The organism is Synergistaceae bacterium DZ-S4 (genome assembly GCA_025943965.1).
GTDB lineage: Bacteria > Synergistota > Synergistia > Synergistales > Synergistaceae > Caenicola > Caenicola nitritireducens.
In genome coordinates this window covers 104,069-123,290 of the sequence record JAPCWD010000007.1, presented here as the reverse complement: position 1 = coordinate 123,290, position 19,222 = coordinate 104,069, and the positions used below count along the sequence as shown (strand labels likewise).

Below are 19,222 nucleotides of genomic sequence, written 5' to 3'. Positions count from 1 at the left end.
GAAACAAAACGATATTAACTCTGCACAGTAAACTTTCGAGGCTCAGTCCAACTGTTTGTCTTTAGTGCAAAAAAATAATATCCCGGATCTCTGGACGTTATCCAGGTCCGGGATATTTTACGCTTACGTTCCTGAAGCCGATTTCTGTTAAGATCCTCAAAAGCTGATATCAGCTTGTCGATTTGAATATCTTTTGACGCCACGATGCTCTGTAAGGCCTTAACTTCAGCGGATTGGGTGTCTATAAGCTCCAGTGTGTCTCGGCCGTCCTTAAGAGGCACTATATAAGCACTTTCAGTTACTATCGTTCCCGGCGCTGCCATTTTGATTTTGCCTGGACTCCCTGTATTCGCCGATGCGGGCATTCCATGCAGCGGCAACAGCATCATTATTAAGATCAGCAATAGCTTTAACAGCTTTCTTTTTAGCACTCAAAACCACCTCCTCTTCCTGAGATCGTGCACGGTTTATATCTTGAATAAGATCCTCTATTCGCGCTGCGGAGATGTCTGCAGATATTGCAGCTTGAGGAAACTGGGCTGCATGTTGAGGGCTTATCGGTCTATATGTGATGAAGAATAATGCGATACCTGCCAGCAATGCTGCGATCAGCATCAGCAGTATCCATTTATTCTCTCGAATCCAGCTCGTGACTTTCGTTATTTTTATTTCCATCGTTTAGATCATCTCCATAGTTTTGATTCTGTGGACCGTAATTGCCGTATCCGCTGTAATATCCGCCCTGTCCATACCGCTGCCACAGGATCTTGTCTATCAAGTCATCGGCCCATTTCCTGCCTCTTGCCAGACCTACGAACAGCACAAACATGGCGCAAATATGGTTATTTCTGCTGAGCCAGAGCGCACCCAATACCAGGGTCATGCCATATACCAGATCACTCACTAATCCTGTAATCAACTTAGCCAATGAAAACGGCTCCTTCTTCCAGTGCCTTTCGATATAACCGCATACAGAGATAATTAATGAAGCGATCATATATGGCACGTAAATGATCAATATCTTCTGTAATGACTCCCATGCGCTGTTCCATTCACTCTGGCTCATCATTTACCCCCTTACCGTGTGATTCCACCCCAGTTTTCGATCCCTCTGCCCAAAGCTGCTGCAATGCCAGGATAATTAGCCGGGTCACCAAGCCACGCTTCTTCCTGTTGGTTACTTAAGAAGGCAAGTTCAAACAATACTTTGGGCAACCTTGGAGGAGCTGCTTTTAAGACTAGAAGATCCGCCTCTTTGTCCAGGTCTCCGTCACGGAGATCCGCCCGCAGTCTTATCTGGGAAAATGAAGTTCGATAGCTCCTCAGAAGTTCATCTGCCAACAGGTCAGAAGCATCCTGCCCAGGCAGAGTAAAACACTCACAGCCGTTTGCCCTCGAATCAGCGACTGAATTGCAATGGATCGACAGCATCAAGTGAACCTGCAAACGGCCTGCCATAACTCCCCTTGCTCTTAAGTCTGATGACCGATCAGATTTGATAATGCACTGGTCGGTTGTCCTGGTAAGGTATGCCGTATGTCCATGAGCTTCCAGCCAGCTCTTTAATACATGGCCTACACGGAGGGTGGTAATTCGTTCTTCAATTCCTAATATGCGCCCTTTTGCCCCGGCATGTGGAATACCATGTCCGGGATCGATAAGGATCTTCATTTTGCATCAACTTCTTTCATAAAAATTCACTTGTTTATTCCAGGGAATAAAAAAAGCAGCCTCGTAAACGGCTGCTTTACTGTGAGTTTTAGGCAATATTACTACTGTCCCGGCTCCAACGTTCCGTACTGACGAAAGTCTTCCAGTGTGTCGCTTTTGAGTTGTGCATCGCCAACCATGCGCATGATTTCGGCGTACTTCTGCGTCTGCACCGTCTCGGTAAAATCATTGCCATATTTCACCATGTCACGCATGGCAATGATTGCCTGTGCCATGTCCTGATGAAGAGATTCGAGTATTGCGAGGTTTTCAGATACGGTCATTTTTATTCCTCCTAAACTGAGAAATATTCTGCGCTGGGCGAGACCCACGGCTTCGCGTTATTAAGGGTTTCTAATTCTAAGCAACACCCTACCGCAGAATCCGCTTTTGTGGCTTGTAAATTATTCCCATCAACCGACAACACGACAGACTCATACCCACCAGCCGACCCGCTTGCTCCCCATTGAGCGGCTATAACAGACGTGAGGCTGGGGTAAATAATATATTTCGCTACTCCGCAGGCACTACTCCCTAGGCCTTTTGATGTATAAATTGTCAATATCGCTGGACGTGCCGCATTAGTCGTAGTCCGAGACAGTATTGTAACGGCAGCCGTGGTTGAGGCTGGGATCCCCCCAATCCATCGGCTGGCAGTTGTACCTAGCCCAACCATTTGCAGAGGGCCGCCGAACCAAGCACTCTTTGCTACCGCAAGCCCACCAGCCGTTTTCAGCGGAGCCGCCGTTGGACTGGTCGCATCGTTGGTGCTTGTTGTGGCGAATGTAATCCGAGCATCAGGCAGATAATCAGGGTCAATCTTGCCTAACGCATCAGCCTTCGGAATCTTATTCGCCGCCGCCGTTACTGCAACATCTGATGAATCTATCTTCAGTGCCAGCGCATCAAATACCGCACGCTGAGAAGGGGCGAGCCCTGTCTCGTCTTCGGTTATCGCATCGGAAACGGCACCAGGATTCAGCAAAGCCCAGTTTGTGCCGTCATAAGCGAGCAGATATACTCCGTTTGCAACAATGGCATTAGTCGGGATCGCTGCTCCGTTATACTGTATCGCCTTCGCTCCTGTACTGTTCACATTCAAGGTCGGCGCACTTGCAGAATTGCCGTTGGTAAACTTGACCGCTATCAAGCACCCTGCTTCAAGCACAAAATTTGCAAAAGATACTACCTTTGCTGCTGTTCCCGCTGCTGTTGAACAGGTTAAAAAGTTGGCAAACAGAAGTTTCAGCTTTTTGTCGATTTCTGTCATGTTCCAGTTCATATCTGTGTCCCAATTAAGGTCGCCTGCATCGTGCTTTCGTAAACTATAATTTGTCGTCGTTGAAAGTGCCATTATTCCACCTCCAGTTTTGCCTTAATAAATTCGTATCCCTGTGCCACTGTGTTTTCATAATTGTCAGCGGACGGAATGACATAAATGTTCTTTCTACCTGCTCCGATGTCCCGCTGAATCTGAATGCTTGCCTGTCCAAAGTTGCCGTTCTCTGCCCATCTTCTGATAATAAAATGGTGTCCGTTCCGTAACTGGGAAAAACAACGTGTAATTATTTCTGCCCTGACCTCATCACGGAATACGCTCAACACCCCGAAATACAGGATGTGTGATAAAAACAGGAGTGGGCTTTCGTTGCAGATGATGTCCTCCCTGTCAAACACATCAAGGTATTCCTTAATGCCCTGTATCGCCTCGTCAGGTTTTGATTCCCATTTTCTGCCCCGAAACACCCTGTCAAGCCCAACCCCAAAAATGGAATTGAATACCGTTTCAGACGGATCGAGGATAACTTCAAGGTTCGGATAATCCTCTCTTAACCGTTTGGCGATTTCAGCCTTTCCGCAATTACAAGCACCGCATATATAAATGCTCATGTCATCTGTCCCCCCTTAGTAACCGTAAGGTTGTCTGCCGTATGCGCCTAAGCCGTATCCCGGAAATCTATCTTCCGCTCCTGTGATGTACGCCTGTGCCGAGGGAGCACCGATCAGCGAGGTCTCGCCCTTTGACGAACGGATCGTTGCCTTATACCAGACGAAAGTCCATGATTGGCTTTCATTGTAGATGCAATATTGAGTCCCGCCTGTAGCAGTCAGTTCAGTCAAAAGTGAGTAAGAACTGCCGTCAAAACTGCGGTAAACTTTCACAAAATCAGCATTTGTCGGCACTCCCGCAAGTTGGAGCGTAACACGTGACTCCATGCTTGGAAGCGGTTGAATCGAAGCGATTGAAATCGCCACTGTACCAGACGGTACGTTCGGGCTATTTGGCGTTCCAGTCGGCACATAGTCCTCGATGTAGACATTCGGCAGTTCTTCCACGTATCCTTCAGGATGGAACGCCAACCGCTTATACTCAATTGCCTTTGCCCTGTACCTGTTCGGCTCAGTTTCGTCAAACCCGACAAGCATCCATTCCCGATTATTCAAGTACGGGTCTTCCGTGCTTACGGTCGTGATGACAGAACTCGGCGACAAGTCCCAAAGGATCGGCTTCATGTCAAATTCAAGCCATTTTGAGGCTTGCGCCCACAACGCATGATACCAACCGAGTTCCCATGCTTTTGCTTGTGTCGTTATCCCGTAGAGGTCGATTGTCTTTTCGTTTACAACCCCCGCCTTTTGCTGAAGGACAACATCCTCCAACACAATATCCTGTGCAGTAGACTCAACGGCGCTGTCAACGTACTTGATCACAAAACGGTTCGGAATGTTACTCATCGAAGTGTCGCCATAATTGGCGTTGTCAGCCATCGTCATCATGTCCACGACACGGGTATTCAGAGCGGGAATTTCATCGTCAAATACGCAAGCCAGTTTCCCGCCGTATTCCCCAAGGAGCAACCTCCCAGACTTGCACATATCGTGGATCACAGTTTCAAAATTCGACACGGCGCAGTAAGCGCGGTTAAACGCGTAATTATATTCATCGCATTTTGCTCCCGCTTCGGTAAAACTAACCTCATCAATATAGTCTGTGCCGATCCCCAAGCTGACCTCTTTATTCTTTAGCAACCAGAGCAAAGCCTCGGCAGGGTTGGATGGTCCGCCTGTGACCATGCCTGTAACAGTAGGTTTTACAAGCGTTCCGTCAACATCACGGACGTGGATAATGAGAAGCGATGTCCCATAAGATTCCACGGTTTCACTCTGCACCGCCGTGTCTTCTAGTTCGACCGAATCGAGGTAAAGCTGACCCTCGTTGGATGCGGAAATCAGTTCAACCTTAACCTTGAATGTTCCTTTATAGGGCAGATTAACCTCATAAACGCTCTCCTGAGTTCCTGCGACATTTATTGTTTCAGAATCTTTCCCCGCCTCTACGGTCTGGGTTGCGGTCTTAAAAACAGAGCCATTGAAAAGCACGATTTCTGGACTTCCCGAAACTTCCGTGCTGTAGAAAACCGTAACCTTAAACGCTTGTGTCGAACCTCCCTCTTTGAACTGGTGGATAAGTCGCACGGTGCATTTAATTGGAGTTGTTCCTGCATCGTGTGTAGCTTGCAGGCTGTAACTTTCAGCAGGAACATCAAGTTTCGCCTCTTTCTGAAAAACGTGCTTTCCTTCAGATTTCCAATAAAGATTGCAACCCCTGCCGATGGGATAAAATCTGCACCAGTCGTGATCTCTATCATAAAGGTCTGGATTTGCCGTATATCGAGAAAACCGAGACAGGGTCGTATCGTTCAGCCAGACCGTTCCGACAGAGGTCGCATAATCGGGGTCAAGAGAACTCCAATCTTCGCCCACGGCGCAAACAAGCCACATGTCCTGATATTGGTCTCCTTCTAGCCGGTAATGAATTACAGGCATCGTTGAACGTGCCGTGCCGAACACCAACGGAATGGGGGTCTGAGAACTGGTCGGGTGCGCCCAAGGTCCTCCGCCAACTCCGGGGTCTGAAAATGCTGATTGCGGAGAACTGGAAGAACTGTAATCTTTATATGTCAGCCAAGAATATATCGCCGCTCCGACAAACAGCCATCCGAGCAAGCCTGAGAACATCCCCGCTATTGCCAAGTCAACACCCCCTTAAAATACCGCATAAACCTATCTGCTTTTGCCTCGACAAAAGCGATGCTCCCAGCATGGACAAAAGTATCATCGCTTGTGAATATCCCCAGATGTTCTTTCCCGCGTATCTCAAATATCCCAAAATCCCCGCGCTTTGGTTCACGTCCAACTATCGTCCACCCCGAAAGTTTTGCTAGGTCATCCATGCTCCAAGCAAACCAGTTTTTAGGAATGATGTCATCCCATCCATACGAAAAAGAGGCAAGGTGAATACACGTCACACCCTGCCTCCATTCTGCTCTTGCAACTGGTTTTCCGACCCAAGACCTTGCACGAGCAACAATCTCATCTTCCGAATATGGGCAAATGAATTTCATCGCCACATGATCCTGCGCTGTCTCGCCGCGACCCATGGGAAGCCTCCGAACTTAAGAACATTTGTTTTACTGATGCAATCTGTCCTTGTCTTAGTACATATTCCGGACGCACCTAAGTATCCGCATCTTTTACCTTTAAAAACGTGGGAGCATCCCATATTCATCAGCCGTTTTGGGAACGATGCCCCTACATCAATTAAAGTCTTACTGACGGTGAAAAGTATCCCCTTCTGGTCTGGCGAATAATTCCAATCTTGGATATAGCCGTCAAGCAGAACGATGTCAGAGCCTCTTTCATTCACATGGTCTGGAAATATCCTTCGCAAAACGCACCTTGACCCGCGGAAGTCCGTTCCGCTTGCAAGCATTGTGCGGATCAGGTCTGTCTGGGTTTCTGGCAACGTAATTTTGGTCATCTTGCTTATATTTGATAGTTCGACCCTAATGCCCTCTCTGGCAAATGGGTATGGAATATAATTAACATCCTTGTATTGCAAACTTAAATTTACAAGGGATTCCCCGCCGCCAGAGGGTTCATCACTCCAACCCTCGTTAATCATTGCGTTAGTCTTGCCGATTATCATTTTGCCAGAGTAATCCCTGATAGCCCACTTACTGCCGTTAATGTCTGAACTTGACATCCCCCCAAGTAAAACGTGTCCCCAATCAAGGTCATAAATTTCCGTCAGGTCGCTTGATTTAAGGGCATAGTATTTTTCCTCATGCAGGGTGTCCGCACTCATCTGCACAAACGAAATATCGCCGTCTGCAAGCGCGCTGAGACAAACCATCTGATTCGCAAAATCATCTACAAGTATCTTGTGGAAGCTGAAGGGCAGGGCAATTTTTATTGACATTGTGCTTCCAATAGTTGTTGATGCGTTGAAATAATAAATGGTCAAATCGGAGCCGCTGTAGGTCACAAGAGATGCAACTCCATATTCAGAAGTTACCAATACTGAACAAGGTGAAAAGTCCACCACTGCAGACGATATTGTTTTTATGAATACATCTTCCTCAACTCCGCTATATCTAGCAACTATAGTTCCTGTTGTACATGCGAATGTCTTTACAAAATTATCTTGATTGTTGTCTGTATAGAAATCAAGGTTATAATCGTATCTTCTCTCCGATTTAAGACAGACAGATGGACAGCAAAAAATTGCAGGACTGGCGGAGGTATGTAAATTTACCTTGTGTGAATATGCCCCTGTATCCTTTCTGAAGTGGTACGCCATGATCCAATTATGCGAACTAGTATCATAGGATTCCAACAAAAAACAAATAGTTTCAGATGTTTCGCCAACCGCCCTGACTGAAATATGTGAAGGTTGCGGCGGTCTGCTTGCATACCAAGAAATGTGCGAAAGAGTTGACGTGTATTGTTTAGTTTTAGACAACAGCAATGCTTTAAAATCTTCCTTTGCATTACAATTCATCACGTCTTGAATACTAACCATATAATGCTCGGAAAATGCATTCGTACTCGCCGCTGAATAAATCTGCCAAGTGAACAACGTATCTTTATACGCAAAAAAATATTGTTGCGCCCAATTTGAATTTCTTTTATATGTAGCAGGGAATATCGTTGAGTCTGTCCAATCTGCGCTTTCGTCATGCCCCCAAATCCAAAGAACTTCCTGTGAAATTTTGCTGTAACAAAGAAGTATAGCGGCTCGACTATCGTTACGCGTCCTTACACTTCGATAACTTTGCAAAACATAAAGTTCCCTGTCATCAGAATAGCCTACCATTTCAGGTAAATAATACCCTGATAAGGCGAAAGGACCAGAATATGCACTGGTAACACCAGTTATCGTCATTGTACTGTAAGATACGGTGTAGATATACCACAAAGACCCGACAGTACCAAAAATCTTAAAACTATTATCTGAACATGAACAAACTCCTGTGATTATAAGATTTTCTGGATAAGCGTAGCCTGACGGTTTCGTTATCGTGCCAGTTATTTTTTTTTCCGTTCCCGCAATCAAATATTCACCGCCGTGTTCAAGTGCCTCTGGTATAACAAAATTCCCTACGGTCTTTAAGGAGAATCCACTGTTTATATTCAACAAAAAACGCATGGTTTGCCATCCGTCAGATTCAAGAGCGTAGTAAAGGTTATTGTCTGTCTGGTCTATCCACATAACACCAGCAGAATTATATTTACGAGAAAAAAACAAATGTACTTCTGAGGCAGACCTGTAGATTGCAGAAGCAATCCGCACCGAACCGCTTGAAGATACAACACTTGTTGCCGTTATCAATGGAGCTTGATCTCTTGACATTTCTGTTTTTTTAACGTAAATATTATTACTTGTACAAAACAAGCTATACACACTATCAGGGACCTCTTGAAAGGTTTTGATCTGAGAGAATCCAGAACTTATAGGATTCAAGGTTGCTGTTGCACTAGACAGCGAAGAACTGCTTACTTCCGCATATAAAACCCCGAATCTGGGAGAACTGTTCTTTGCAAATATCGTTACTATTCTAGAATTAACCGAATCCCAAAATGCCCCCTTTAAGCCCCAATAGCCTGACCACCCACTACTCATAAGGCTGTTACATATTTCTGAATCTTTATCAAAGATCAGCAAGTAAAAAGCATTATATTGCTGAAACGCCGTAAAGGTATAGGCAATATTGTCCCCCCCCATATAAATATTTCCAGAATATGTATTGGACGCAGAATACTGTGACCCACTGCCCCCGCCTGTGCTGGTTTTATTACTCAACTCCGTTACATCCATAGTGTCCCCAACTACAACCTTAAAATCTTTCCTAAGATCAAACACTGTTTTATTATTTGGTACATCGGCAGAGTTTATTAAATTCCACCATTCGTTGCCAACTTCAATTTCTAAAGTCTCTGCAACCTTAACCCCCGACTTGCCAAGATCCAAAGCAACGGCATCAGAAATAAAATCACTCTTGTTCATTATTACACCCCCGAAACCTCTATCTCTAATGGATGCGCTTCGCTGATAAGAATCGAGCAGCTCCAGTATGTTTTGGATACACGCTGGAAGAGCAGCGAGGAGGAACTGAAACGGACATAATAAGTTGATCCGTCTGTCGGGTTGACCCATTTAAACGGAATGACCCGGCCTTTGTGATTCTCCCAGAACGATTTCAGCGTTGCTAATTCTGTGCCGGTCATAGCATGGATGGTTAATGACCATGAGATACCCAGAAATGCGTCAACGAAAAGCCATTGGGACAATCGCGATGGAGATGTAAATTCCACCGCTATGTCCTCCTGGCTTACTTCAAGAACCGAATATGAGGGGATGCTTATCGTTGCCAATTCGGCAGCGTTGTATTTCGTAATTGCCGGAACTGTCATCGTGCCACACCTCCAAATGCTAAGCTGCCGCGCTCGATCCTCTGTCTCAATACATGGTTTGTCACGATTTGAGATCCCGGATATTTGGTCATAGCCTCATATGTGACCTGTTCCAGGTCCCCTTTATCCAGGACATTAATGATTACCGGGGATGAAGATTCACCGCTTGCAATAACTCCAAGCTCTCCCTTGCCGTTGCGTTTAAGTTTGAAGACTCCTTCCGGTCCGGCCTCACCCATTAATCCAATTCCGCCGGCATGAGGGAAAAGGGTAGGGCCGTTGACGATCCCTCCGGAAGCAAACGCAGTTACCCCGGTCTGATCAAAAACTCCGCCGTTGCCGAAGATACCCAGACCGCCAAGAATAGGGCCTAGAATTCCACCTGTACCAGAAGAGCCGAAGAGCATTTTCATGACAAATGCCTTTGCTATAACAGCACCAATGTCCACTAGCACTTTGTTTAGTGCGTCACTGAGAGATTCAGATCCACGGATCGCCGAGACAAAAGCATCCCCGATAGCATCAGGAACAAGGGCTATCGACTGACGCATGTCATCCCAGGCAGCTTTAACCTGGCTGGCGGTGGTTGCAAGTGCCGATGCCTGTCCAAGCCTGAACGCTTCTAGTTCGTCACGCGCCATTTTTACTATCGCTGGATATTCGGCAAATTTGTCCATTATATTGATAAGCATTGATTCATACTCAGCTCCGGTAATTGTTCCTGCCTCCATCTGAGCCTTGAATGAATCAATGGATTTTGCGGCAATGTCGCCGCCTTTGTTTTGAATTTCGGCGAATGCCTCTTTCATTGGCTCGCTCCAGTTGGCAATGTTGGACATGTCAATGCCGATCTTTTCAAGCTCGCCCCTTAGCTCAATAAATCTGTCTTTAAGAAGCGACAAATATTCTTCATCGCCCAACAGACCCATGGAATTTTCCCATCCCATATCTTCGTAGAATTTTGCTTCTCCCTGGGCTACAGCATCTGTTATTTCAAGAGAAAGCTGTTTCTGGACTTCCATTCGCTCTATTGCAAAAGCGACCTCTTCACCGGCTTTCCTGGCCGCTTTAGCAAGAGCTTCCTCAGCTTCTCTTGCCTTCTTAGCGGCATCGGCTGTGGAAGATTTCCCTTTTTTCGTGCTTGATCCGGATCCGCTCATGGGCTCAACTTTTTTTGTCTTCGGCAATGACGAAAGAAAAGAATCAAGATTAAAGGCTTTTAAGTCTTCACCCGCTGCAGCTTTTTTTATTCTTTCCTGCAGATCTCCCATTCCGGTGTTTTCCTGCCCCGGGGCGTATGGAGTATAGGTTGGCTTATTCCTGTTGACATATTTATTTAAGTTTTTGCCGAACATGTATCCGGTCCCGATCGCAGCTCCACCGACAAGCAGAGCTGCTCCGACAGGAGACACGGCAAGGACAGCATTAAGTCCTGCTAATGCCTTGACTGCACTTCCCACGATCGCAATGTATGACCCGATAGCGAAGGTTCCTGCAACAAAACCAGCGGTCAAGAGCCCTATTTCCACTTTGCTCTGGTCTACCTCAAGGTTCATGTTATCCAGGGCTTTGCTCAGTTTTGGCATATGTTTTTCTGCAACTTTCAAAATGGCAGTTCCAAGAGGTTCCAGCGTTAGCGAGACCTGATTCTTCAAGCGTCCCATTTTTTCTTCAAAGCCGTCGGTCTCCTGTGCTGTTCGTGCGATTTGTCCTTCTGCTGACATGAGGGCTTTTACAAGTTCGTCTACTTCGAAACGCCCCTCACGGATCGCGGCTGCCATATCTGCGCCCGCCCTGCTGCCGAAAGTTTCAATAGCAATAGCGGCTGCTTCTCCGCCCGTCTTTGCGCTTTTTATCGCTTCAATACTTGCCTTTAATGCTCCGGGAAGATCGGTCGCACCGGCTTTCGCAAGTTTCCCCAGTGCTATCCTGAGCGATCCCATTACAAGTTCTGTGTTGACGCCGGCCCTTTCAAATGCGGCAAGTGTGGCAATTGTGCTGTCAACATCAAAACCCATCTGCCTTAACGCTGAGCCATATTTATACATTTGAGAAGAAAGAGTTCCCATTGCCACGCCTGTTTGCTGTGAAGCAAGGAAAATCTTATCGAGGAAGCCCGAACTGTTGTCCAGGGAAACGCCCCAGTCGTTCATTGCTTTTGTCGATTCTGCTACTACAGAACTAACATCTTCACCAAGCAGCCTGCTCGCATCGAGCGCCTGCACAGACAGAGCCTCAAGAGTTTTTCCGGTTGCGCCGGTCCTTGTATTAAAATCGGCAATGACCTTAGATGTTTCGGCCATGCTCTGAGGAACAGATTTAGCAACAGATCTGAATGACTGCTCAAGTTTTTTTAAGTTCTGCCCTGTGGCGCCTGTTCCTGCCGCAATAGTGTCAACTGCGTTGTCATAGTCCAGAGCAATTTTTGTAGCTATACCGCTGATCGCAATGAGAGGGGCAGACAGCTTGGTAATGGTACCGGATAAATTCTGCATCCTCTTTCCGGTACGCTCGATGACATTCCCCATCTTTTTGAAATTTTTCTCAGCTTCAGAAATATCCGCACCGAAAACATACTGCAGCTTGCGCTTTGCCGCCATGTCCGCACCTCCTTCAAATAAAGCCGAACGCTGCCCCCTGATAGAGGCAGCGCCTATTTGATCCTGTTTCTTTTTTTGCTTCTGATTCTTTCCTTAGCTATCTCATAAGCTTCTCGGTTCCCCAATGGCCTCATGAGTTTCTCATCCCAAACTCCGACCATGTCCTGTACAGACGGGGCTTTCTTAACCCAGCAGCTCATCAGCCACTGTGCAAACTGGGCTTGTTTTTGCATTTCAAGATAATCTTTATATCTGCGTGCGATGATCAGGTCATTAAGCTCACCGATCGTGACGTGCCAAAGATCCTCATGACTTAGTTCCAGAGGACCCAGAGCAAACAGCAGATACTGCTGAAACCCCAGCTCCGTGTCCTCCGGTGTTAGTTTTTTTCTTCTTCGTTTTCCTCTTCCGGGACTCTGACTTTGCTTTGTACGGATCGGCAAAGCTCGTCAAACATTTCAGGGAGAAATTCATAGATCGGGGTAGTGTCAGGTTCATCAAGCAGCATTGCTATCTTATCTTTGCCGGGAATCTGCTTTTTCTGGTTATGGAGTATGCCGGCCCAAAGAAGCGAAACAATGTCGCTGTATGATATGTCGCCTGTTGCCGCCCTGAGGCCGTTGTCTCTGATAAAGGATGATATCGTTCGTCCGGGCATGGACTCTTCCAGCCTTTTACAGGCCCAGAAGGGATACCTTACTTCATACTCTTCTCCTGCCAGGCGTATAAACAAACTTATTCACCTCCGGTCAAAGCAGTCTCTGTCAGTGCCGTAACAATGCCGTCCCCTGTTTCTCCCGTCTTGAGAGATGCGGTAACAAGCGCAGAGGCATCAGCGTGCGCGTTCAGGGCAATAACCAGCCCTGCTGCTGTGGTTACGATGTCTGATGTCGCATCTGTCCCCAGATTAACTGTAATGACCTTGTTGGTGACGCTGATCGACATCGAGGCGCTTGCTGAGGCAGGATCCACCAGTTTGATTTTGATGTCATTGCCGGCAGTCCCTGCTGCTTTCGCAACAAGAGTTATATCGTTGTTATCTCCCGCCATCGAAGTGGTAAGAGATGCAAACTTGCCTTGAACAGTTCTTGATACAGGGCCGGTTCCCTGGAATGTAACAGCGGATCCTACGGCATCTTCTGTTGCACCAGAGAAATTCCATCCCGTGATCATCGCTGTAAAAGAATATACTTTCTTTCCGCTGCCGACTCCCTGAGGGTAGTAGTAAAACTTGATTGGCGTCCCTTCCCAGATGCCATCTTCAAGCACCTCTGCAACGGGATCATCCGGATCGTAAAAGACGTTGCAACTTCCATCGGCAACAGCCTGTCCAACCAAAAACTCCTTCCAGTCAGATTCTATCGAGGAAACATCGATCGTTCCGCGCGTTGTATTGAGAGCCCAGTCCTTAAGCGCCGGCAGGAGCGTCGGCACACCTGCAATTTCAATATATACCCGGCTGCCTCTTGCTGCTATTTTCGCCATTCCTTACAACCACCTTTCTAAATATTGTCATAGGTACGAAATGTCATAACGAGGTGGGGCATAGAAGATTCTTCATCAATAATAAAGACGCTTTCGTCCAGGAAATAATCCCTTGAAAGCGTCTTCATTTTTGCCTCTATCAGTGCCTCAAACTCGCAGCATTTCTTTTTCCCAACAAAACTTGGATCTGTCCATAGATGAATGTCAATAAAACTTTTTCTTTCTGTGTCGTCCATAAGTCGCCCTTCATGCCGTCTTATCTGGTCGACGACTATATATGGACAGACAGCATCTTTATGCGCTTTCAGATCGTAAATCTCCGTAATGCCCGGAATATCTTTCAGGGCATTGTCAATTTCAATGATAATGTCCAGAGAGCTCAAGGCATCACCTCTTTCAGCACTTTTCCCATTCTCTCTTCAACAACATCCTCTGTCTTTTCGACTGCCGGACGAAGAAAAGGATCTGGGATACGTGTTCTTGAACCGTATTCAACTGCAAAAGCGTAATACTCTTTTTGCCCATGTTTCGTTTTTTTAGGGTTCTGAGGTTTCGGATAATCGCAAAAAACCTCGCCCCATGTAACATTCTTTCTTCGCTTGGTTTTTATGGACCGTTTAAGTCTGCCTGTATCCACAGGGACAATGCGCCTTGCCTCTTCGGCCACAATATCAAGGCAATCATCTACTGCTTTTTGTGCAGCCTCTCTGAACTTTCCGCCTTCCGCAGCTCTTCTCAGTTCCTCAAGTGCTTCCTTCTCTCCCTTACAGACAATGACCTTAGGCATTTTGATACACGCATTCTGCAATAAGAAGCCCGGTTTCGTGATCCGGAATAAGACCTCTTACTGCGAGTTTTATGCCTCGCCACCAAGCAACATCGCCATACTGCAGAGGCCCGTCATCCGTCAAAGCAAGGCGGATTTCATGTGTCCTGAGTTCTGTATCCTTCATTCCAACAAACCTATCATTGCTGCTGATCGCCGTTACAATGGCCCAAAGGTCAGAAATAAACACTTCACTTTCTTCTCTGCCGCCTCCGGAAGTTCGTGCTGAGGTTTTGCGATACACCTTGATAGATTCTGTCAGGGAATGATCATTCACCCCTGGCTGCTTCATTGAAATTGTAAGCATACCGAAGTCGGGGATGATAGACCTGATTGTCCAGCGCTGGTCATCAACCATTAAAGTACTGCCTGTTATTGGCAGATTGGGTATATCTTCTTCACGTACTAAAACAACAAGGGTACGTTCATACGTACCCTTGCCGGTCATCGCTTCCTGGGAAAAAACTTCCTCCTTAACCGCGGAAATCAATAGTCCTCCGAAATTAATTATTCCCGCCAGTTCTGAATTGTTAAGGAAGACAGTATTTATGTCGCTGCTGATCATGTCCTTAAGAGCCATAACACTGTCCTCCCATTGATATTATTCCCCTCCGGTCGGCACCGGCACAACTTCCCACTCTGTTGCGGCCACATCAAGGGTCACCGCACCGGTAGTATCGTCATGGGTGTGTTCCAGGATCTGTGTGAGATCGACTACCTGATTGGTCACCTCGGTTATCTCTTCGGTGACGCTGATGATCGCACTTCTGCCCAGCATGACCTTAGCCTTGGCCGCGGTTGTGCCTTTTGCTTCAACAACGATCCCGAAGAATACGTTGTTTGTTGAGGTCTTCGTAACATAACCGTTATCGGCATTCCAGAAGACCACATCTCCCACAGCAAATGAGGCATTGGTAACCGCTTTGACTTCCCACACTCCCTCAAGGACAACGGCCCCCGTTGCCCCCTTAGGAATGTTTGTCTCCGCGATCCCGCACATGCTGACCAGTCCTACAACATCTCCGACTGTGATATCAGCGGCTGCGTCAGAAGGATTTAAATAGTTAATTACTCTTCCGGCCTGTACCGGCATTGCCTGTCTACTCATAACATTACCTCCCTCTTATCCGGCGTTCTTGAAGAGTCCGCGGTAATCCCAGCACTTGACACCGAAATCAAGGCGAACCTTCCATTCCATCCCGTCAACGTCCCAGCCCGGCTGCTGTTCTATTACAGGGGCATTAGCGCCGTCGAGGAACGCGACCTCTATTGTGTCAACCAGGCTCGGGCTTGCAGCAAGGAACCAATCGCTTGCATCCGTCAACTGCGCATCGCATACGATGCTGAATTTCTCACGGAAGGGATTAACAACTCCAGCGTTTGCACCGGCGATATCCGCGGAGCTGAGAAGCACCTGTTCTGCCAGGGTTTCAAGTTCAGGCGGGACGAGGATGAAACTCGGATATATGTTCAAGGTATCCAGTTTCTGCGGATCCTGCTGCTTCCGCATCAGCTTCCTTGCCTCTGAAAGCGTGGTTGTGCTTATTGCTCCGGCGGTCCCGATATTGCCGTGGTCGGTATGGAACAGCACTTTGTTATCCTCGGCCATTGTTACCGTGTTATTAACAAGGATCGCATAGACGGCCTTATTGATGGTCCTCTTTGCCGCTGACCCAAACTTCTGCGGCAGTCTGGTAAAGGCTCGGAGATCATCGTTTATGATAGCCTGACGCGTCAGTGCAAACTTTTTGCCATAGGTATAGAGACGGATCGAATCCTTGTTCTCGGCAAAATGTCCGAACTTATACTCTCCGCCTTCGGGGACCAATTCAAGATCTGTTGTTTCACTCAGCCTTACGATCGTCTGTTCCTTGAAATCGCTCAGGCTGCCGACACCGCACCATGCTTCCCATGTTGATGGGGCAGTCCTGTAAGAATCCGCCAGAGTCGCCCTGGCGAGTCCTCCGAGGATATAAGGGAAGTCGTCTGTGGCAAAAGCTCTGCGGGCTACATCCATCCTGGATTCTGCATAGCCTATGCGTTCTCCGCTTCTTATAAGAGATTCCCTGGCAAGATCCATAAGAGATATCCCTCTGAAGCTCTCCGCACCCGGAGCAGATCGTTCCAGGCGAATGCCTGTCCTCATCCTCAGACCATCAACCACTGCGCTGCGGAATTTGTCCCTTTCGTCCTCTGTGACCTGAGCTCTGCTGGTGTTGACAGGAGCATTGGCCGCACGGACCCTTTCTAGGATCTGGGCTCTCACTGCGTCCAGTTCCGCTCCGTTGTCTATATAGCTTTGAGGATCAACGTTAAAGTCCCTGCACAGTGATGTTATTTCACTGACCCTTCTGCGTTCTGTGACCGCTGCTGCCCTTGCCGCGTCATCTGGTTCATGCGGTTCCCTGGGTTCTGTTGCCTGGGGGAGGGAAGATAATTCCGAAAGTCCCCTTTCCATTGCATCAACGACCTGGTCGTAGTCGTCAGCGCCGACGGCCTCACGAAGGATCTCCTTCGCTTCTTTCATATACTGTGCCAGAGTCCCTTTTTCCTTGCGGATCCTGCCGGCAAGTTCCTGCATTCTTTCAAGCAAACTCATACCTTCATCACTCCTCTTCTCAATATTTATGTTGCGTCCGATTCCTACCGTCATATCAGCAGGAACGCTTACTAATGAAATTTCATATGGCATCCATTCCCGCGCCACCATTGCAGGACCGTCTATATCACCTACCGTCACTCCTTCTTTGATTTTTTCCCAACGGGACACCCTGTATCCGACAGATATCCCTCTAAGCGTCCCTGATAAGACCTTCTGATACAGCTTCTCGGCTTCTTCATCCGAGTCGAATACTGCAATTGCCTTGCCCTTCTTGTCCGTTTCATCTATCCAGGCATTTTCAATTCTGCCTATCGGATGATCCGGATCGTGGTTCCAAAGTAAAACCCCTATCTCCAGAATCCTTGTCAGATCCACGGAGTCTGTATGCGAAAGAATTTCGTTGTAGTACTGGTCCTCCCACCAGTCATAACGGCGTACAGGCTCCTCCGATGAAAACGAAAGCTCCACGGACCTGTTGTCCCGCGGAGCTATTGTTACCCTTGCTTCCCTTGTGTGAATGTAACCCGGGCCGTACCTTTGGTCCTGTTCAGCCCTTAGTCGTTCAGTTTCAGCTCTGTTGTGCGGAATTGTTCTCACCTCCGTCTGTCTGGATTTTGTTAAGCGCTCTGACTTCTTGTATATAGGCCTCTTCTCTGGCTCTCTGTTCAACTATCTCCTGCCAGTCATATCCCATTTGGCCGCAGGCATCCTGCAGCGTAACCATGTTTAATGCCAGCTGAGTTTCTATCCCCTTGGCTTCTTTAAGAGGGTCAACCCACTTCCATCCGGGTTTGACCCATTTGCATTTTTGATACTTCTTTTTATTGGTCCAGTATCCTGGAATATTGATCTTGCCGTTCAGCACCATTGAGTCCAGCCATTGCCTGTATATCGGCTGGCAAAAGTTATCGATCAGATCCTGCTGCATCATTTCATAGGTCTTGATATCCTGCAGCCTTCCTTCGCGGGCGGACGAATAATTTACCTGGCTTAGATCCCTGGACAAGGCCTCGTATGACAACCCGAGTCCCATGCCGACAAATCTCAGTATGGCGGATACAAAAGGAGCAGCAGCGCCATTTGGCCGTCCGGGAGTTACAAATTCAGCCTTCTCACCGGGAGCCAGGCTTAACATAGTTCCTATTTCGATTTCGGTTATCTTCTGTCCGGTCGGGCTTGTCATCTGACGCCCAATTGTATTTCCGGGATGCTCTGAGGAAACGACTCCTGTAAGAGCGCTTGCCATCCTGGCGGCTTTAAGTTCAGATTCAATAAACTCGCCGCAATCGCGTACATTTTCCATGATCCCCGCCAGTGCAGAAACTCCTCTTGTCTGTGGAGCCCTCAGCTTCAAAAAACCATGAATAACACGTGACGCTTCTGTTCTGGTGACCTGGCCGATATTTCTGGGGTCAAACCGCAAATGGTAAGCTACGGCCGCCATGTAATCATCAACCTCAACCCCGCCATAAACATACCGTCCTTCATGCTGTATCAGATCTTCTGCCAGCAGGTCGCTTTCAATCAGCTGGAGAAGCAGGGGAAAATCTGAATTTTTATTGGGACTGTATCCCATGATCACGAGGCTGTCCCCGTCCACGATCTTTCGTCTCAGAAACATTTCCTGCATCTGATAAAAATTAAGATTGCGTGAAGCATCGCAGTTTTCCTTGTTGATCCATTCAGCCCACAGTTCTTCGATCCTGTCATTGATTTTCCATAATTCTGTCCCGTTATTGCTCACACAGACCGCCTGCGGCTTAATTCCAAGACCTACGACGTTGCGCAGGATTATTCCTACCGCTCCCTGGACTATTCCGTTGTTGCGTTCAAGGTCCCTTGCCCTTGCTTTGATCAGGTTCCTATAAGGTGCATCAGTGAGTTCTGCCGGCTGGTTTCTAGGATGCCACTTTCCATATCTGTCTGTCCTGGCAGCTGTGTAATTTCTCTCCAGCTCTTTTCTGTAAACCATACGTTCATACGCTGATTTCGGACTTACATAGTTGATGATTTTATCCAGATAATTCATCTGCCGACCCATCCTCCGAAAGAAAGGCTTGCTCCTGTGACAGAGGCCAGTTGATGTTCAAGATCTTTTCTTTCCTTAAGCAAGATAGAATAATCTGCCTTCCTAACAGAACGATTCATCATTGAATATTCCTGGGCTCCGTTTCTTATCGCGCGGATCGCGGCGTTGACTTCCGCAAGCTCAGCCCTGATTTCTTCTTCTGTCATGCTTAT

The 19,222-nt window shown here is 47.4% G+C and carries 20 protein-coding genes; all 20 read right to left on the bottom strand.

Going from position 1 to position 19,222, the window contains the following annotated elements; all coding sequences use genetic code 11:
• Positions 1–294: 294 nt before the first annotated feature.
• Positions 295–615, bottom strand: a complete 321-nt coding sequence (locus tag OLM33_06185; protein MCW1713260.1) for a hypothetical protein — start codon at positions 613–615, stop codon at positions 295–297.
• Positions 616–628: 13 nt separating this feature from the next.
• Positions 629–1,066, bottom strand: a complete 438-nt coding sequence (locus tag OLM33_06180; GenBank protein ID MCW1713259.1) for a hypothetical protein — start codon at positions 1,064–1,066, stop codon at positions 629–631.
• 11 nt (positions 1,067–1,077) lie between these two features.
• Positions 1,078–1,671 carry an N-acetylmuramoyl-L-alanine amidase gene (locus OLM33_06175; protein ID MCW1713258.1) on the bottom strand — a complete coding sequence of 198 codons (594 nt, stop codon included), beginning with the start codon at positions 1,669–1,671 and terminating at the stop codon, positions 1,078–1,080.
• Between the two features lie 101 nt (positions 1,672–1,772).
• Positions 1,773–1,994 (bottom strand): hypothetical protein, encoded by a 222-nt coding sequence (locus OLM33_06170; protein MCW1713257.1) that lies wholly within the window; start codon positions 1,992–1,994, stop codon positions 1,773–1,775.
• Between the two features lie 11 nt (positions 1,995–2,005).
• Positions 2,006–3,064, bottom strand: a complete 1,059-nt coding sequence (locus OLM33_06165; protein MCW1713256.1) for a hypothetical protein — start codon at positions 3,062–3,064, stop codon at positions 2,006–2,008.
• Positions 3,064–3,600, bottom strand: coding sequence for a hypothetical protein (locus OLM33_06160; GenBank protein MCW1713255.1), 537 nt, complete (start codon positions 3,598–3,600; stop codon positions 3,064–3,066). Before OLM33_06160 ends, OLM33_06165 begins: the two co-directional genes overlap by 1 nt.
• 15 nt (positions 3,601–3,615) lie before the next feature.
• Positions 3,616–5,745, bottom strand: a complete 2,130-nt coding sequence (locus OLM33_06155; protein ID MCW1713254.1) for a hypothetical protein — start codon at positions 5,743–5,745, stop codon at positions 3,616–3,618.
• Positions 5,736–6,152, bottom strand: coding sequence for a hypothetical protein (locus OLM33_06150; GenBank protein MCW1713253.1), 417 nt, complete (start codon positions 6,150–6,152; stop codon positions 5,736–5,738). The genes OLM33_06155 and OLM33_06150 overlap by 10 nt, the downstream gene beginning before the upstream one ends.
• A complete protein-coding gene (locus OLM33_06145) occupies positions 6,113–9,061 on the bottom strand; it encodes a hypothetical protein (GenBank protein ID MCW1713252.1) in 2,949 nt (982 codons plus the stop codon). The genes OLM33_06150 and OLM33_06145 overlap by 40 nt, the downstream gene beginning before the upstream one ends.
• A 2-nt stretch (positions 9,062–9,063) precedes the next feature.
• Entirely contained in the window at positions 9,064–9,468 is a 405-nt protein-coding gene (locus tag OLM33_06140; GenBank protein MCW1713251.1) for a hypothetical protein, read from the bottom strand.
• Positions 9,465–12,068, bottom strand: a complete 2,604-nt coding sequence (locus tag OLM33_06135) for a phage tail tape measure protein (GenBank protein ID MCW1713250.1) — start codon at positions 12,066–12,068, stop codon at positions 9,465–9,467. Before OLM33_06135 ends, OLM33_06140 begins: the two co-directional genes overlap by 4 nt.
• 379 nt (positions 12,069–12,447) lie before the next feature.
• The gene (locus OLM33_06130; protein ID MCW1713249.1) at positions 12,448–12,801 is read right to left on the bottom strand and encodes a hypothetical protein; all 354 of its coding nucleotides are present in this window, start codon (positions 12,799–12,801) and stop codon (positions 12,448–12,450) included.
• Positions 12,802–12,803: 2 nt separating this feature from the next.
• Positions 12,804–13,553 (bottom strand): phage tail protein, encoded by a 750-nt coding sequence (locus tag OLM33_06125; GenBank protein MCW1713248.1) that lies wholly within the window; start codon positions 13,551–13,553, stop codon positions 12,804–12,806.
• Positions 13,554–13,570: 17 nt separating this feature from the next.
• Positions 13,571–13,936: a hypothetical protein gene (locus OLM33_06120; protein ID MCW1713247.1), complete on the bottom strand. Its 366-nt coding sequence runs from the start codon at positions 13,934–13,936 to the stop codon at positions 13,571–13,573.
• Entirely contained in the window at positions 13,933–14,340 is a 408-nt protein-coding gene (locus OLM33_06115; protein MCW1713246.1) for an HK97 gp10 family phage protein, read from the bottom strand. The genes OLM33_06120 and OLM33_06115 overlap by 4 nt, the downstream gene beginning before the upstream one ends.
• Positions 14,333–14,959, bottom strand: a complete 627-nt coding sequence (locus tag OLM33_06110; protein MCW1713245.1) for a hypothetical protein — start codon at positions 14,957–14,959, stop codon at positions 14,333–14,335. The genes OLM33_06115 and OLM33_06110 overlap by 8 nt, the downstream gene beginning before the upstream one ends.
• Before the next feature lie 21 nt (positions 14,960–14,980).
• Positions 14,981–15,487 carry a DUF2190 family protein gene (locus tag OLM33_06105; protein MCW1713244.1) on the bottom strand — a complete coding sequence of 169 codons (507 nt, stop codon included), beginning with the start codon at positions 15,485–15,487 and terminating at the stop codon, positions 14,981–14,983.
• 15 nt (positions 15,488–15,502) lie between these two features.
• A complete protein-coding gene (locus tag OLM33_06100; protein ID MCW1713243.1) occupies positions 15,503–17,578 on the bottom strand; it encodes an HK97 family phage prohead protease in 2,076 nt (691 codons plus the stop codon).
• A complete protein-coding gene (locus OLM33_06095) occupies positions 17,550–19,010 on the bottom strand; it encodes a phage portal protein (protein ID MCW1713242.1) in 1,461 nt (486 codons plus the stop codon). The genes OLM33_06100 and OLM33_06095 overlap by 29 nt, the downstream gene beginning before the upstream one ends.
• Positions 19,007–19,216 (bottom strand): hypothetical protein, encoded by a 210-nt coding sequence (locus OLM33_06090; GenBank protein MCW1713241.1) that lies wholly within the window; start codon positions 19,214–19,216, stop codon positions 19,007–19,009. Before OLM33_06090 ends, OLM33_06095 begins: the two co-directional genes overlap by 4 nt.
• Positions 19,217–19,222: the final 6 nt, after the last annotated feature.

What these genes read in the sequence shown, in the direction of transcription:
- OLM33_06175 (MCW1713258.1), bottom strand. Translation starts at nt 1,671, where the DNA reads ATGAAGATCCTTATCGATCCCGGACATGGTATTCCACATGCCGGGGCA.
- OLM33_06105 (MCW1713244.1), bottom strand. Translation starts at nt 15,487, where the DNA reads ATGAGTAGACAGGCAATGCCGGTACAGGCCGGAAGAGTAATTAACTAT.
- OLM33_06160 (MCW1713255.1), bottom strand. Translation starts at nt 3,600, where the DNA reads ATGAGCATTTATATATGCGGTGCTTGTAATTGCGGAAAGGCTGAAATC.
- OLM33_06090 (MCW1713241.1), bottom strand. Translation starts at nt 19,216, where the DNA reads ATGACAGAAGAAGAAATCAGGGCTGAGCTTGCGGAAGTCAACGCCGCG.
- OLM33_06145 (MCW1713252.1), bottom strand. Translation starts at nt 9,061, where the DNA reads ATGAACAAGAGTGATTTTATTTCTGATGCCGTTGCTTTGGATCTTGGC.
- OLM33_06095 (MCW1713242.1), bottom strand. Translation starts at nt 19,010, where the DNA reads ATGAATTATCTGGATAAAATCATCAACTATGTAAGTCCGAAATCAGCG.
- OLM33_06135 (MCW1713250.1), bottom strand. Translation starts at nt 12,068, where the DNA reads ATGGCGGCAAAGCGCAAGCTGCAGTATGTTTTCGGTGCGGATATTTCT.
- OLM33_06170 (MCW1713257.1), bottom strand. Translation starts at nt 1,994, where the DNA reads ATGACCGTATCTGAAAACCTCGCAATACTCGAATCTCTTCATCAGGAC.
- OLM33_06180 (MCW1713259.1), bottom strand. Translation starts at nt 1,066, where the DNA reads ATGAGCCAGAGTGAATGGAACAGCGCATGGGAGTCATTACAGAAGATA.
- OLM33_06150 (MCW1713253.1), bottom strand. Translation starts at nt 6,152, where the DNA reads ATGGGTCGCGGCGAGACAGCGCAGGATCATGTGGCGATGAAATTCATT.
- OLM33_06185 (MCW1713260.1), bottom strand. Translation starts at nt 615, where the DNA reads ATGCTGATCGCAGCATTGCTGGCAGGTATCGCATTATTCTTCATCACA.
- OLM33_06165 (MCW1713256.1), bottom strand. Translation starts at nt 3,064, where the DNA reads ATGGCACTTTCAACGACGACAAATTATAGTTTACGAAAGCACGATGCA.
- OLM33_06110 (MCW1713245.1), bottom strand. Translation starts at nt 14,959, where the DNA reads ATGGCTCTTAAGGACATGATCAGCAGCGACATAAATACTGTCTTCCTT.
- OLM33_06115 (MCW1713246.1), bottom strand. Translation starts at nt 14,340, where the DNA reads ATGCCTAAGGTCATTGTCTGTAAGGGAGAGAAGGAAGCACTTGAGGAA.
- OLM33_06125 (MCW1713248.1), bottom strand. Translation starts at nt 13,553, where the DNA reads ATGGCGAAAATAGCAGCAAGAGGCAGCCGGGTATATATTGAAATTGCA.
- OLM33_06140 (MCW1713251.1), bottom strand. Translation starts at nt 9,468, where the DNA reads ATGACAGTTCCGGCAATTACGAAATACAACGCTGCCGAATTGGCAACG.